Below are 13,686 nucleotides of genomic sequence, written 5' to 3'. Positions count from 1 at the left end.
TCGGGTTGGAGTACTAGCCGCGTTGGGCGGACCGGGGCAACGGACCGGGGCAACGGAGGCCGTCGGGGACCGTCGGTCAAGGAACAGTCAAGGAGCACCGGAACCGCCTGGACGACGCGCGGCCGGCCCGGGTCGGGCGAAAGGCTGCTATCGAGGCAGTCGACGTTAGGTTAGCTGGCATAATGATCGTTGAGGACGGGCACCGGGAGGTCGATGATGGGTGACCACCACGCGGAACTGACCGGCCTGTTGCGCGAGTGGCTCCCCCGGCAGCGATGGTTCGCCGGGAAGGGCAGATGCGGGGGCGGCCTGCGGATCCGCCACGACGTCATGGTCTTCGAACCGCTACGGCTGCTCGTCGTCGACGTCGACTACGACCACGGCCCGTCGGACCACTACCAGGTTCCGGTGGTCATCCGCTCGGACGCGCCCTTCGGCCACGAGGGCTTTCTGATCGGCGAGAGTGCCGGCGGCCTGGTCTACGACGGCCTGCACGACCCCGATGGCAGCTCGGCCCTGCTGAGCTTCCTCCGCCGGTCGACACACCGCGACGGCCTCGTCGCCGAGGCGCTGGAACCACTGGGCATCCTGCCCGCCCACACCGTCGGCGCCGAGCAGTCCAACACCTCGATCGTCTACGGCGACGCCTACATCCTCAAGGTGTTCCGGCGGCTCTGGCCGGGCGTCAACCCCGATCTGGAGGTGACCCGGGCGCTGGCGGAGGCGGGCAGCACGCACGTGGCCCGCCCCGTCGCCTGGTACTCCGGCCGGGTCGACGGGACACCGACCACCTTCGGATTCCTCCAGGAGTACCTGCGCAGCGGCACCGAGGGCTGGCGGCTGGCGCTGGCCAGCGTGCGCGACCTGTACGCCGAGGCTGACCTGCACGCCGACGAGGTCGGCGGCGACTTCGCCGCGGAGGCCGAGCGGCTGGGTACCGCCACCGCCGAGGTGCACGCCGACCTCGCCCGGACGCTGCCAACGAGGCTCGCGACCGCCGACGCCCTGCGGTCCCTGGTGACCTACCTGCATGGCCGGCTGGACGCGGCGGTCGAGGCCGTCGCCGAGCTGCGTCCCTTCGAGGCGGCGATCCGCAAGAGCTACGACGAGGTGACGGGGACGTCGGCGCAGGCCGTCCATCCCCGGCCCTTCCAACGGCTGCACGGCGATCTGCACCTGGGTCAGGTCCTGCGGGTCGACTCGGGCTGGGTGCTGTTCGACTTCGAGGGGGAGCCGGTCCGCCCGGTCGCCGACCGCGTGGGGCTGGAGTCGCCGCTGCGCGACGTCGCCGGGATGCTGCGCTCGTTCGACTACGCGGCCCGGTCGATGCTGCTCGAACGCGGTGACGAGCCGTCGTTGGCCTACCGCGCCCAGGAGTGGGCAGATCGCAACCGGGAGGCGTTCTGCCGGGGCTACGGTGCCGCGGCCGGCCGCGATCCTCGTGAGGATGCCGTGGTGCTGCGTGCGTTCGAGCTCGACAAGGCCGTGTACGAGATCCTGTACGAGGCCCGCCACCGACCGGGGTGGATCGGGATCCCGCTGTCCTCGGTGGGACGACTGACCCGGTCCAGCCCGTCGGCGGGGTGAGCCACGGCCCGCCCCGGGCCGCGGCGGCCGCCCGGCAGCGGTACCGGCGCCCGGGCGCGGATCAGCCAGAAGACCCGACAGAAGACCCGAAAAAATCATCGCGCAGAGAGGCAGGGGTGTCCCAGTGAACAACGGCGACGTCAACAACGGCACGGCGCGGACGGGACGCCTGGCCACCGGGCTCGCCCCCGACCGACCGAACCCCGGAGGGGTGGATACCGCCGTCCGCAACGGCGGTGGCCGGGTGGCGCTGGCGGACTGCGACGCCTCGTCCGCCGCCACCCAGCCTGGACAGACCGCCGACGATCCCGCCGTGCCGTCGGCCCCGCCCGCGGCCCCGCCCGCAGTCGCGGTCGCCCCTTCGGTCGGCCTGCCCCACGACGGCCTGGAGCGGGACGGCCTGGAGCGGCTGGTCAGCGGGGCGCATCACGACCCGCACGCGCTGCTCGGGGCGCACCCGCATCCCGGTAGCGACGCCACGGTCGTGCGGGTGCTGCGCCCCGATGCGAGGGCCGTGACCGTCCTCGTCGGGCCGGCCCGGTACCCGGCCACCCGGCTGCACAGCGGCGGGGTGTTCGGCGTGGCCGTGCCGGGAGTGCTGCCCGACTACCGCATCGAGGTGACCTACCCGGACGGCTCGTACCTCGTCGACGACCCCTACCGGCACCTGCCCACCCTCGGTGAGATGGACCTCCATCTGATCACCGAGGGCCGGCACGAACAGCTCTGGAAGGTGCTCGGGGCACATCCGCGCGCGCTGACGACGCCGGGCGGCGCCACGGTCACCGGGGTCAGCTTCGCCGTGTGGGCCCCCTCTGCGCGGGGGGTTCGGCTCGTCGGCGACTTCGACTTCTGGGACGGGCGCGCCTTCCCGATGCGCTCGCTCGGCCGCTCCGGGATCTGGGAGCTGTTCGTCCCCGGCGCCGGCACCGGCGCCCGGTACAAGTACGAAATCCTCGGCTTCGACGGGATCTGGCGGCAGAAGGCGGATCCGCTGGCGTTCCACACCGAGGTGCCGCCGGCCACCGCGAGCGTGGTGTTCGCCTCCGACTTCACCTGGAATGACGGCGCGTGGCTCGACCGGCGGGCCCGGACGGCTTGGCGCACCGAGCCGGTGAGCGTCTACGAGGTCCACCTGGGCTCCTGGCGGCGCGGGTTGTCCTACCGGGAACTCGCCGAGGAGCTGACCGCGTACGTCGTCGAGAACGGCTTCACCCACGTGGAGATGCTGCCCGTGGCCGAGCATCCCTTCGGCGGCTCCTGGGGCTACCAGGTGTCGGCCTACTACGCCCCGACGGCCCGCTTCGGCAGCCCCGACGAGTTCCGCCACCTTGTGGACACGCTGCACCGCGCCGGCATCGGGGTGATCGTCGACTGGGTGCCGGCGCACTTCCCCCGGGACACCTGGGCGCTGGGCCGCTTCGACGGCACCCCCCTGTACGAACATCCAGATCCACGCCGCGGTGAACAGCCCGACTGGGGTACCTACGTCTTCGACCTGGGCCGCCCCGAGGTACGCAACTTCCTCGTGGCAAACGCCCTGTACTGGTTCGAGGAATTCCACATCGATGGACTACGCGTCGACGCGGTCGCCTCGATGCTGTACCTCGACTACTCCCGGCCGGAGGGTGGCTGGCTGCCCAACATCCACGGCGGCCGGGAGAACCTCGATGCCGTCTCGTTCCTGCAGGAGACCAACGCCACCGTCTACCGCCGTTTCCCGGGCGCAATGATGATCGCGGAGGAGTCGACCGCGTGGCCCGGGGTCACCCGCCCCACCCACCTCGGCGGCTTGGGCTTCGGCTTCAAATGGAACATGGGGTGGATGCACGACACCCTCGACTACAACTCCCGGCTGCCGATCCACCGCATGTACCACCACCATCAGATGACCTTTTCGATGGTGTACGCATACTCGGAGAACTTCATCCTGCCGTTCAGCCACGACGAGGTGGTCCACGGCAAAGGTTCACTGCTACGCAAGATGCCCGGCGACCGCTGGGCACAGCGCGCGAACCTGCGGGCGCTGCTCGCCTACATGTGGGCGCATCCCGGCAAGAAGCTGCTCTTCATGGGCTGCGAGTTCGCCCAGGACAACGAGTGGAACGAGTCTGCGTCCCTCGAATGGCCCCTGCTGGACGATCCCGCCCACGCCGGTGTCGCGGACCTCGTGCGCGACCTGAACGGGCTCTACCGGACGATCCCGGCCCTGTACCAACACGACGCCAACCCGGCGGGCTTCTCCTGGATCGACGCGAACGACGCGGAGAACAACGTCTTCTCGTTCCTGCGCTGGTCGGGCGAGGACCCGGCGGGCGGCGTGCTGGCCTGCGTCGCCAACTTCGCCGGCATCGGGCACGAGGGCTACCGCATCGGGCTGCCGTTCCCCGGACGCTGGCGCGAGATACTCAACACCGACGGGTACCGCTACGGCGGCGGCAACATCGGCAATCTCGGCTCAGTCCAGGCTGTCGAGGAGCCGCATCACGGTCTCGACGCCTCGGCAACCCTGACGCTGCCGCCCCTCGGGGCCATCTGGCTCTCCCCGCACCGGACGCCGTTCGGGGTTTCTGCCGGCCAGTGAATGTGGGGACCTGAGCACGGTCTGCGGTCCCTGGACCGTGCCTGGCTCCCCACAACCCGACTACCGTACGCTCAGAAGAGGGCGGCTGCCAGGGAGCGTCGGGCCGGGGCCACCGCGGGCTCCTCGTCACCCAACGCCTGGAACAGCCCGACGAGGTGCGCTCGGGCCCTTTCCCGCTCCGGCCCCGCCGTCCGGCGGACGACCTCGACGAGACCAGCGAGGGCCCCGGCCACGGCTCCCTGCGCGATGCCCAGGTCAGCCGCGGCGACCGCGGCCTCGACGTCGTCCGGATTCGCCGCCAGCCGGTTGCGGATGTCCACCGGATCGTACCCACGCACCCGGCGCAGCAGTTCGGCCCGCGCGAGCCCGGTCAGGGCCTCGGGATCCGCGGGCGCCTCGGTGAGCCGGATGCGATAGGACTCGACCGCGGTGTCGAAGTCGCCACGGGCAAGCGCCGCCTCGGCCGCCGCCACATGTGGGTCACGGGCGGGACCGCCCGCGGCTGCCGCGCCCGGGACTCCGCCCATCGCCTCGTCGACCAGGGAGAGCAGCTGATCGAGCCAGCTCCGCACCTCCCGTTCGGGCACGGCGCCGGTGAACTCCCCGATGATCCGCCCGCCGATCACCGCCTTCACCGCGGGGATGCCCTGCACGCCGGCGGCCTGCGCGAGGCCCGGGTTCGCATCGACGTCGATCTTGGCGAGGATCCACCGGCCGCCGTCCACCGCGGCGAGCTTCTCCAGGATCGGGCTGAGCTGCTTGCACGGGCCGCACCAGGAGGCCCAGAAGTCCAGCACTACGGGAACCTGCATCGACCGGCTGACCACGTCGGTGGCGAAGCTCGCCTCGGTGACGTCGATGACCACGGGCCCGGCTGGCGCGCCGGGACGGGCGTCCGGCGCGGCCGTGGCGGCGCTACTGGCGGGGGGAGGCGGGGTCGCCGGCTTGGGGTCGAGCGGGACGGCGCCGGCGAGGCGCAGACCGCCGAGGCTTTCGGGCAGACGTCCCGCGCCTCCCGCGCCTCCCGCACCGCGCGGCGATCTGGATGGGACTGGTGGCCTACGTTGCATGCCTCCATCGTGGCATCTGCTTCCGGTCCGTGGACTCGGCACCGGACGACTTTCCCGGTCCTCATGTCCGCCTCGCCCAGGGTCAGACCCAGATCCCCAATCCGGGCCTGCGGGCAGCGGCCGGCAGGCAGCGGCCGGCGGTCAACGATCAGTGACGTCCGTGCCGGTCTCGTCCCCGGCCAGCAACCGGTCGACCGCGGCGACCTTCGTGTGCAGAGCGTCGGTGACTCCCGGGCGAAGATCGGCCTTCAGCACCAGACTCACCCGGCCAGCGCGGGCCGAGACCGCCTCGGTGGCCCGGCGGACGACGTCCATCACCTCGTCCCACTCGCCTTCGATCGTGGTGAACATGGCGGTCGTCTCATGGGGCAGCCCACTGGCCCGCACCACCCGGACCGCCTCGGCGACCAGATCCGCGACCCCCTCGCCCTGACCGATGGGCGTGACACTGAAGGCAACAAGCATGCGGTCAGACTTATCACGACAGTCCGCTCACCGCGCGTCGAACAACGCAGGGCCACTACCCTGCTACGCCGATGCACCGAGGTCGTCGGTAAGCTATTTGCATGTCACGAAACGTCGCGGGAAAACCGGCCGGCGATCCAGTTGAGCAAACCCGGGACAACGGTCTCTGACGGTACGCCCTACCATTGCCCGCCGTGGGGTGGAAGAAGACGGATAACGAGGCGTAGGTGGGGTCACGCATCTTGCTCGACGCGCTGACGGACCTGGCTGTGGTCATCGGCGCGGATGGTCGTGTCACCGACATGGGTGCCGCCGCCCGTGCCTTCCTCGGTGACCGGGTTCCCCGCGTCCCCCATCTGCGCGACCTTGTCGACGTCGTCGACCCCGCGTTCCGCCTCGCTCTCGGTGAGGCGGTGACGACCGCGCTGGGGCGGACCGGGCAGTGGCGTGGCTCGGTGGGACTCGTCGACCTGGCCGGGGCCACCGTGCCCCATCACGTGACGGTCCGGGTCGACCCGGAGGGCGGGCTGGTCGTCGTCGCTCGGGACACCAGCGACCAGCGCGCCCGCGAGGTCGCCGAGAACGAGTCACGGGCCAAGGACGAACTGATCGCCCGGCTCGGCCACGAATTGCGGACCCCGCTGAACGCCATGCTGGGCTTCGCGCAGCTGCTGGAACTCGAACCGCTCACCCCCGACCTCCACGACGACGTCGAGCGGATCATCACCGGTGGCCGCCACATGCAGGCGTTGATCGATGACGTGCTGGACCTAGCCAGGCTCCGCGCGGGCCGAGGGGACATCAACAAGGGGCCGGTCAACGTCCTCGACATCGTCCAGGGCGTGGTGGAGCTCGTCGAACCGCTCGCGGCGCAGCGCAGCATCCGGCGGGTGATCCATCCGGCGCTGCCGCTCGTCGCCGACGCGGACCGCCGCCGCCTGTGGCAAGTCCTGCTTAACCTGGTCGGTAACGCGCTGAAGTACGGCCGGGAGGGCGGCAGCGTGCGCGTCGGCATCGTGCCCATCACCGGCTCGCGGATCCGTATCGAGGTCGAGGACGACGGCGCCGGGCTCTCCCCCCGGGCGATCGACCGACTGTTCCGGCCCTTCGAGCGCCTCGGCGCCGAGCGCAGCGGAATCGAGGGCAGCGGGCTGGGCCTCGCCCTGTCCCACGCCCTGGTCACGGCGATGGGCGGGGTGCTTACCGTCGCCAGCCGGTACGGCGTGGGAAGCGTGTTCGCCGTCGTGCTCGACGCGGTCGACCTGCGTTTCGAGGATCTCGATGATGACAGCGGGTTCGGAGGCAGTTACGGTGGTCTCCCCTATCGCTCCGGCGAGTCCGGCACGGTCGCCCTCGGCCGTCCTCCCGCACCCGGCGGCCTGCGGGTCGTGCACGTCAGCGGCGATCCCGCCCTGCGTTCCCTGGTCGCCGAGACCCTCACCGATTTCCTGGCCGCGGACACCGTGACCGTTCCCCGCGCCGGTCTCGCCCTCGACGCGGTGCGGGGGGCCCGGCCGGCGTTCATCCTGCTCGACCGGGACCTGCCCGACACGACCGCGGCCGAACTGCTCGCCCAGCTCGCGGCGGACCCGACCGCCGGCGTCATCCCGGCCCTGGTCCTCAGCGAGGACACCGACCCCCGCGAGCGGGCGCACCTGCGCCGAGCCGGCGCCGTGGACGTCCTGAAGATCCCGCTGGATCCCGGCGCCCTAGTCGCCGCGGCAGCCGCGCTCACCACCGCGATGACCGCCCCGAGCTGACCTGACCGGGCCGCCCCGAACGGCGCTTTAGGCGGGGAAGAGCTCGAAGTCCAGAAAGTCGAAGCCAGGCGCCACCACGCAGCCGACCAGAACGTGCTGTCCGTCGCGCGGGGCCGCGGTCTGCCATTCGCCGGCCGGCACGACGAGCTGCGGCGCCTGGCCCGCGGCCAGATCGGGTCCGAGGATCCGCCGGTCGGCGGCGACCGGCACCCGGCCCGACCCGCCGAGGGTGAGATGGATGGCCCCACCGCCCTGCCAGAGCCAGATCTCGGCCGAGGCCACCCGATGCCAGCGGGACACCTCTCCCGGACGCAGCAGGAACAGGATGGACGTCATGACGGGGCGCCAGCCGCCATGTGCATCGATCTGGTCTGGACTGGCCCAGGTCCGGCGGTACCAGCCGCCCTCGGGATGTGCTTCGAGACCGAGCTCCCGCACCAAGTCGCCGGCCGGCGTCGCGGGGTCGTCGATGCGGGTCATCCCGGGAGCCTCCCCGAGGCCGGCCGTCACGCTGGAACGCGCAGCACCAAGGCGTCTCCCTGGCCGCCGCCGCCGCAGAGACCGGCGGCGCCGATCCCGCCGCCGCGGCGCTTCAGCTCGTTGGCCAGGGTCAGGGCAATCCGGGCACCGGAGGCTCCGACGGGATGACCGATCGCGATCGCGCCGCCGTTGACGTTGGTGATCTCCGGGCCGATCCCGAGGTCGTGCATGGACTGGATGACGACCGCGGCGAAGGCCTCGTTGATCTCGACGAGGCCGAGATCGGCCGGGGTGAGCCGCTCCTTGGCCAGCACCGCGAGGATGGCGCGCGAAGGCTGGGAGTGCAGGGAGGTGTCCGGACCGGCCACGAAGCCGTGGTGACCGACCTCCGCGAGGATCGGCAGGCCGAGCTGTTCGGCCTTCGCCCGGCTCGCCACGATGACGGCGGCGGCGCCGTCGGAGATCGGCGACGACGAACCCGCGGTGATCGTGCCGTTGCCGTCGAAGGCCGGCCGCAGCTTCGCGAGCACCTCGGCGGTGGTGTCGGGACGCACGCCCTCGTCCTGGTTGACGGCCAGCGGCTCGCCGCGGCGCTGCGGCACCGCGACCGGGACGATCTCGTCCTCGAACAGCCCGTTCTTGATGGCGGCGGCGGCCCGCTGATGCGACTGGGCGCCGAACTCGTCCTGCTCGGCCCGGCTGATGCCGAGCCCCGCGTTGTACCGCTCGGTGCTCGCCCCCATCGCGATCTGGTCGAAGGCGCAGAACAGCGCGTCGTGCTCGGTGGCGTCGAGCAGCTCGGCCCGGCCGTACTTCACCCCGGAGCGCAGCGAGCGCAGCAGGTGCGGGCCGCCGGTCATGGACTCCATCCCACCGGCGACGACAAGGTCGAACTCCCCGCTGGAGATGTACGTGTCGGCCAGGGCGATCGCATCAAGGCCGGACAGGCAGACCTTGTTGATCGTGATGGCGGGCACCGACAGCGGGATGCCGGCAGCGACCGCCGCCTGCCGGGCGGTGATCTGGCCCGCGCCGGCCTGGATCACATGCCCCATGATCACATAATCGACCGCGTCACCGGACAGGCCGGCCCGCGCGAGGGCACCCGAGATCGCGATGCCACCGAGATCCGTCGCGGTGAAGCTCTTCAGCGCGCCCGACAGTCTCCCGAACGGTGTCCGCGCTCCAGCCACGATCACGGAACCAGGCATGGATGCCTCCTCATCTCCAGGAAGATCTTTGGGGCGGGCCGGGACGGCGCCGGCACACGGCCTGCGGTGGCGTCGTCTCGTGGCGGCAGCCCCGAGAACAGCCGTCCCTGACACGATAACGTGATCATTCCCGAGATGCCCGGCCACGATTCCGGTCCCCAAGGACAAAAACACCTAGCCGGACCCGCGGGACGGCCAAGAGAAGCGGACCGTCAGGACAGCTGGCCGCAGGCTGCCACGAATGGCGAGGTGGCCGGGTCCGCCGGCAGGCGTACCTGGTCGGACCGGCTGTCCTGGGCGGCCAGGCCCTCCGGGGTCAGCGCCAGGATGGTCGTGGCCACGGTGAACAGCGAACCGTCGGTCGAGGTCCCGCTGTTGATCCGCAGGGCCCGGTCCATGCAGCGGAACCCGGCGCCGACGTTGCCCTGGACCCCGGCGGCGAGGGTGAGCTGAGCCGGCAGCTGGACGGGGGCCAGCGTGTCGAGGCTGGCGTAGCGCACCAGCGCGTAGTTGTCCATCCCGCTCCTCGACGTGGTCTGCACCAGGATCTCGCCGAACCCGTTGGCGTCGATGTCGACGACCGTGTGGTGCAGGGGCACCACGATCGCGCCCAGGTCGACCTGCCCGACAGTTCCGTCCCGGGAGAACACGACCTCGAGTTTGCTCCCGGTCGCCCGCACCTGGTCAGAACGGCCGTCGCCGTCGACGTCGCCCGCCACCGCCGGCTTCACGACGGCCGTCGGCAGCTGGGGGCTGCCCTGGGTCGCCGTCGCCGGGCTGGCTGACGGGCCGGCCGTGACGGGCGGGGAGGGCACGCTGGTGGTCGGGAGGACGGTCGGCGAGGTAGTCGCCGACCAGGTCGCCGCTCCCCCTCCGGACCCATCGCCGGCCCTGGTGGAACGGCCGGTGCCGCCGGTCGAGGAGGCGACGGGTGTCCGGCTCGGCCCCGTCACGGGTGCGGTCACGAGCGGCGGGACGGCCGGCTCGACGAGCTCGTTGCTCGGCGGAGGGGGCCGCAGCGCCACCACGGCGAGCCCGATGATCGCCGCCATGACCATCCCGCCCGCCGTCATCAGCGGCAGACGCCACCGGCGCCGACGGTCGATCCCGGCACGGATCTGCCGGTAGGCGTCCGGCGAGGGCCGGATGGGCTCCACCGCCTCGGTGAGCAGGCGGGCGAGCTCCTCCGGTTCCAGACCACTCACCGCAGGCCCTCCAGCTTGCCGCTCAACGCCGACAGCCCCCGGGAGGTGTACGCCTTGACGGAACCGACACTGCAGCCCATCACCGCCGCGGCGTCCGCCTCGGACATGTCGGCGTAGTACCGCAGCACCACCGCCTCCCGCTGCCGGCGGGGCAGCTCGCGCAACGCCTGGATGACCGCCGCCCGTTCGACGAGGGAGTAGGCGCCCTCCTCGGCGCTCGCGGCGTCGGGCATCGGCTTGGGAGCGTGTTTGAGAGCGACGAGTCGACGACGCAGTGTCGAACGTGCGAGGTTGACGACGGTCTGCCTGAGATAGGCCAAGGCCTTGTCCCGGTCCTGGAGCCGTCCCCAGGCCGCGTGGACGCGGATGTAGGCGTCCTGCACAACCTCCTCGCAGAGGCCGAGGTCGTCAAGTAGTAACGCTGCAAGACGAACTAATGACCGATAGTGTTCGGCGTACAACGCGGCCAGGGCGGCATCGGCGTCCCGCGCGACATCGCTACGGGCGGCGTCGCTCCGTGCAGGCACGGGCCGCCACCCTTCCACGACAGTCATGGGCGCGATCACACCCAGTTGGACGCGTACCGAGCACTCGAAGTTGTCCCAAAAGTTCTATCGCGTCGCGCACGAAACAGACAGCCTCCACATCCCGCGACCCCGCCTCCCACCTATGGGTAACATCTGCCGTCTATCCGCCACCAGCACCAGCGTCCTACCGGAGGCCGACCGTGAAGGACATTCTCGAAGCGATCATTGCCCAGAGCCCTCCGTCGCCCGCCCGGCGGGCGGAGTTCGCTTCCCTCCCGGTCCCCCAGTCCTACCGCGCCATGGTCGTGCGCCGGGACGAAATCGGGATGTTCGAGGGCGTGCCGTCCCGGGACAAGGACCCCCGTCGCTCCCTGCACGTGGACGACGTGCCGACCCCGGAGCTCGGTCCCGGCGAAGCCCTCGTCGCGGTCATGGCCTCTTCCGTGAACTACAACACGGTCTGGACGTCGATCTTCGAGCCGATCCCCACCTTCAACTTCCTCGAGCGATACGGCCGAACCTCTCCGCTTGCATCCCGTCACGACCAGCCTTACCACGTCGTCGGCTCGGATCTGGCCGGAGTTGTGCTACGGACAGGGCCCGGCGTACAGGCCTGGTCCCCCGGGGACGAGGTCGTCGCCCACTGTCTGTCCGTGGAACTCGAACGTCCCGACGGCCACAACGACACGATGCTGGATCCCGAGCAACGAATCTGGGGATTTGAGACGAACTTTGGTGGACTCGCCGAGCTCGCCCTGGTCAAGACCAACCAGCTCATGCCGAAACCCGCGCACCTGACCTGGGAGGAGGCGGCCGCACCCGGTCTGGTCAACTCGACTGCGTACCGCCAACTGGTCTCGGTCAACGGCGCGAACATGAAACAGGGCGACGTCGTTCTCGTCTGGGGCGCGTCCGGGGGCCTGGGCTCCTACGCCACCCAGCTCGTGCTGCGTGGCGGGGCCATCCCGGTCTGCATCGTCTCCTCGCCGGAAAAAGCCGACATATGCCGCTCCCTCGGCGCCGAACTGATCATCGACCGCGCCGCCGAGGCCTATCGGTTCTGGAGCGACGAACACACCCAGAACCCCCAGGAATGGCAGCGGTTCGGCAAGCGCATCCGCGAGCTCACCGGCGGCGACGACCCCGACATCGTCCTCGAACACCCGGGCCGGGAGACCTTCGGCGCCTCCGTCTATGTGACCCGCCGCGGCGGAACCATCGCCACCTGCGCCTCCACCAGCGGTTTCCAGCACGAGTACGACAACCGGTACCTGTGGATGAACCTCAAGCGCATCGTCGGCTCGCACTTCGCCAACTACCGGGAGGCCTGGGAAGCCAACCGGCTCATCATGCGCGGGATGATCCATCCGACCCTGTCCCGGGTCTACCCGCTCACCGAAACGGGGCAGGCCGCCTACGACGTGCACCGCAACGTCCACCAGGGGAAGGTGGGCGTGCTGTGTCTCGCCCCGGCTGAGGGGCTGGGTGTCCGCGACGAGGCACTCCACTCCCGCCACCTGACCGCAATCAACCGGTTCCGCGGCGTATAAACCCGGAAATCGGCCAGGCCGACAGCCGGCTCCCCTCACGCTCACATTGACCGTCTGAGATGCTGAGGTCCTATGACCGAACACACCGATCTCATCCCAATGGCCGGCGAGACCGACGGGCCCCCCGCCTTTGATCTGGTGCGCCGTGGCTACGACCCCAATCAGGTCACCCATCACGTGAACTGGCTCGTCGAGCAGCTACGCGAGGCCGAGGCGCACCGGGCGGCGGCGGAGGCGGCCGCGTCGGAGGCGGCGACCGAGGCGGCCCGGGTATGCGACGATCTGGCCGCCAACCGTCCCGCCTGGGAGGAGTTCGGTGGCCGCGTTACCCAGATCCTCCAGCTCGCCGAGGAGGAGGCTGCCACCGTTCGGGCTGAACGCACCCGGGAGGCCGACGCCCAGCTCGAGGAGGCCCGCCGGATCGTCACCGAGGCCGAGCAGACCCGGGAGAAGACCCTGCGCGACGCCGACGAGCAGGCCGCGGCCATCGCCTCGACGGCCCGCGCGGAGGCCGAACGGATCGTCGAGGTCGCTCGGGCCACGGCCGCGCAGGCCGAGGACGACTCGAAGCGTCGGCTGGCCGACCTCGCGCGCCAGCGCGAGCAGGTGACCTCGCAACTTGCCACCCTGCGTGACCAGGTGACGGCCCAGCTGGGCGCGCTGCGCGACAAGCTGACCGCCGCCTCCGCGTCGATCGCCTCCATCGAGGCACCGCCGCCCGAGGAGCGTAAGGCGCTCGGCAGCGAGCCGAACGCGTTGCCCGCGGCAGCGAACTCCCGCGGGGTCTAGCCCGCACGGGAGGCCGTCGTCCCGTGGGGTCAGCCATCACGGACGCGCGGCCGGGCCGCTCGGCACCGGCGTTCCCAACATGGCCGGTGCCAGTGTCGACGGTCCTCGATCCGCTCGGGCGGCCAGACCACCACGTGGGCGGTGCCCGGAGTGATCTCATAATCACAACCGGGACACCGGTAGACCTTGGTGGTCGCCGCGCCACTCGTCGGTCGCACCACCCACTCGCCGTCCCGCAGGACGACGACCGGATCCGGCGTCCACCAACAGACCGGGTGCCCGCGCTGCGCATCCGACGGCCGGGCCCGGCGCCGGCGTGCCTTCCTCGTCACCGCCCGCGAGCGGGTCTGCCCGATGCCCGGAACCGATCCCGCCGGGTGCGGGAACCCGAACCCCGGGTATCGCCGGCCGGCGGGCCCGCGACCCACTCGCCCCGGTCCACCACCTCGCCGTCAACG

The 13,686-nt window shown here is 71.1% G+C and carries 12 protein-coding genes; 5 read left to right on the top strand and 7 right to left on the bottom strand.

The genetic code is table 11. The features are described from left to right. Positions 1-216 precede the first annotated feature (216 nt). The gene (locus tag ACY5KJ_RS09990) at positions 217-1,587 is read left to right on the top strand and encodes a maltokinase N-terminal cap-like domain-containing protein (RefSeq protein WP_462186823.1); all 1,371 of its coding nucleotides are present in this window, start codon (positions 217-219) and stop codon (positions 1,585-1,587) included. Positions 1,588-1,711: 124 nt separating this feature from the next. Next, the gene (glgB, locus tag ACY5KJ_RS09985; protein ID WP_462203241.1) at positions 1,712-4,171 is read left to right on the top strand and encodes a 1,4-alpha-glucan branching protein GlgB; all 2,460 of its coding nucleotides are present in this window, start codon (positions 1,712-1,714) and stop codon (positions 4,169-4,171) included. A gap of 71 nt (positions 4,172-4,242) precedes the next feature. Here glgB and ACY5KJ_RS09980 read toward each other — a convergent pair whose 3' ends face one another. Together ACY5KJ_RS09980 and ACY5KJ_RS09975 are read right to left on the bottom strand one after the other, a co-directional pair. Continuing rightward, complete coding sequence (locus ACY5KJ_RS09980) at positions 4,243-5,241, bottom strand: tetratricopeptide repeat protein (protein ID WP_462186802.1); 999 nt, start codon at positions 5,239-5,241, stop codon at positions 4,243-4,245. 141 nt (positions 5,242-5,382) lie between these two features. Further along, positions 5,383-5,706, bottom strand: coding sequence for an MTH1187 family thiamine-binding protein (locus tag ACY5KJ_RS09975; RefSeq protein ID WP_462186803.1), 324 nt, complete (start codon positions 5,704-5,706; stop codon positions 5,383-5,385). A 227-nt stretch (positions 5,707-5,933) separates the two neighbouring features. On the opposite strand from ACY5KJ_RS09975, the gene ACY5KJ_RS09970 reads away from it, so the two are divergent. Then, positions 5,934-7,466 (top strand): ATP-binding protein, encoded by a 1,533-nt coding sequence (locus ACY5KJ_RS09970; RefSeq protein ID WP_462186804.1) that lies wholly within the window; start codon positions 5,934-5,936, stop codon positions 7,464-7,466. Between the two features lie 27 nt (positions 7,467-7,493). Here ACY5KJ_RS09970 and ACY5KJ_RS09965 read toward each other — a convergent pair whose 3' ends face one another. The 4 genes from ACY5KJ_RS09965 to ACY5KJ_RS09950 form a co-directional block, all read right to left on the bottom strand. Further along, the gene (locus ACY5KJ_RS09965) at positions 7,494-7,946 is read right to left on the bottom strand and encodes a cupin domain-containing protein (RefSeq protein ID WP_462203240.1); all 453 of its coding nucleotides are present in this window, start codon (positions 7,944-7,946) and stop codon (positions 7,494-7,496) included. 26 nt (positions 7,947-7,972) lie between these two features. Continuing rightward, a complete protein-coding gene (locus tag ACY5KJ_RS09960; RefSeq protein WP_462186806.1) occupies positions 7,973-9,157 on the bottom strand; it encodes an acetyl-CoA C-acetyltransferase in 1,185 nt (394 codons plus the stop codon). Positions 9,158-9,369: 212 nt separating this feature from the next. Further along, complete coding sequence (locus ACY5KJ_RS09955) at positions 9,370-10,362, bottom strand: FG-GAP repeat domain-containing protein (RefSeq protein ID WP_462186807.1); 993 nt, start codon at positions 10,360-10,362, stop codon at positions 9,370-9,372. After that, positions 10,359-10,916 (bottom strand): SigE family RNA polymerase sigma factor, encoded by a 558-nt coding sequence (locus tag ACY5KJ_RS09950; RefSeq protein ID WP_462186808.1) that lies wholly within the window; start codon positions 10,914-10,916, stop codon positions 10,359-10,361. The genes ACY5KJ_RS09955 and ACY5KJ_RS09950 overlap by 4 nt, the downstream gene beginning before the upstream one ends. Before the next feature lie 173 nt (positions 10,917-11,089). Between ACY5KJ_RS09950 and ccrA the strand changes: the two genes are divergently transcribed. Both ccrA and ACY5KJ_RS09940 read left to right on the top strand, forming a co-directional pair. After that, positions 11,090-12,439: a crotonyl-CoA carboxylase/reductase gene (gene ccrA, locus ACY5KJ_RS09945; RefSeq protein WP_462186809.1), complete on the top strand. Its 1,350-nt coding sequence runs from the start codon at positions 11,090-11,092 to the stop codon at positions 12,437-12,439. Positions 12,440-12,511: 72 nt separating this feature from the next. After that, complete coding sequence (locus ACY5KJ_RS09940; protein ID WP_462186810.1) at positions 12,512-13,228, top strand: sugar-binding protein; 717 nt, start codon at positions 12,512-12,514, stop codon at positions 13,226-13,228. A 29-nt stretch (positions 13,229-13,257) separates the two neighbouring features. Here ACY5KJ_RS09940 and ACY5KJ_RS09935 read toward each other — a convergent pair whose 3' ends face one another. Beyond that, the gene (locus ACY5KJ_RS09935; RefSeq protein WP_462186811.1) at positions 13,258-13,560 is read right to left on the bottom strand and encodes a hypothetical protein; all 303 of its coding nucleotides are present in this window, start codon (positions 13,558-13,560) and stop codon (positions 13,258-13,260) included. Between the last annotated feature and the right edge of the window lie 126 nt (positions 13,561-13,686).

The sequence above is a fragment of the Frankia sp. CcWB3 genome (genome assembly GCF_977927595.1).
The sequence above is the reverse complement of the archived record's forward strand: the minus strand, read 5'-3'. Positions and strand labels throughout refer to the sequence as shown.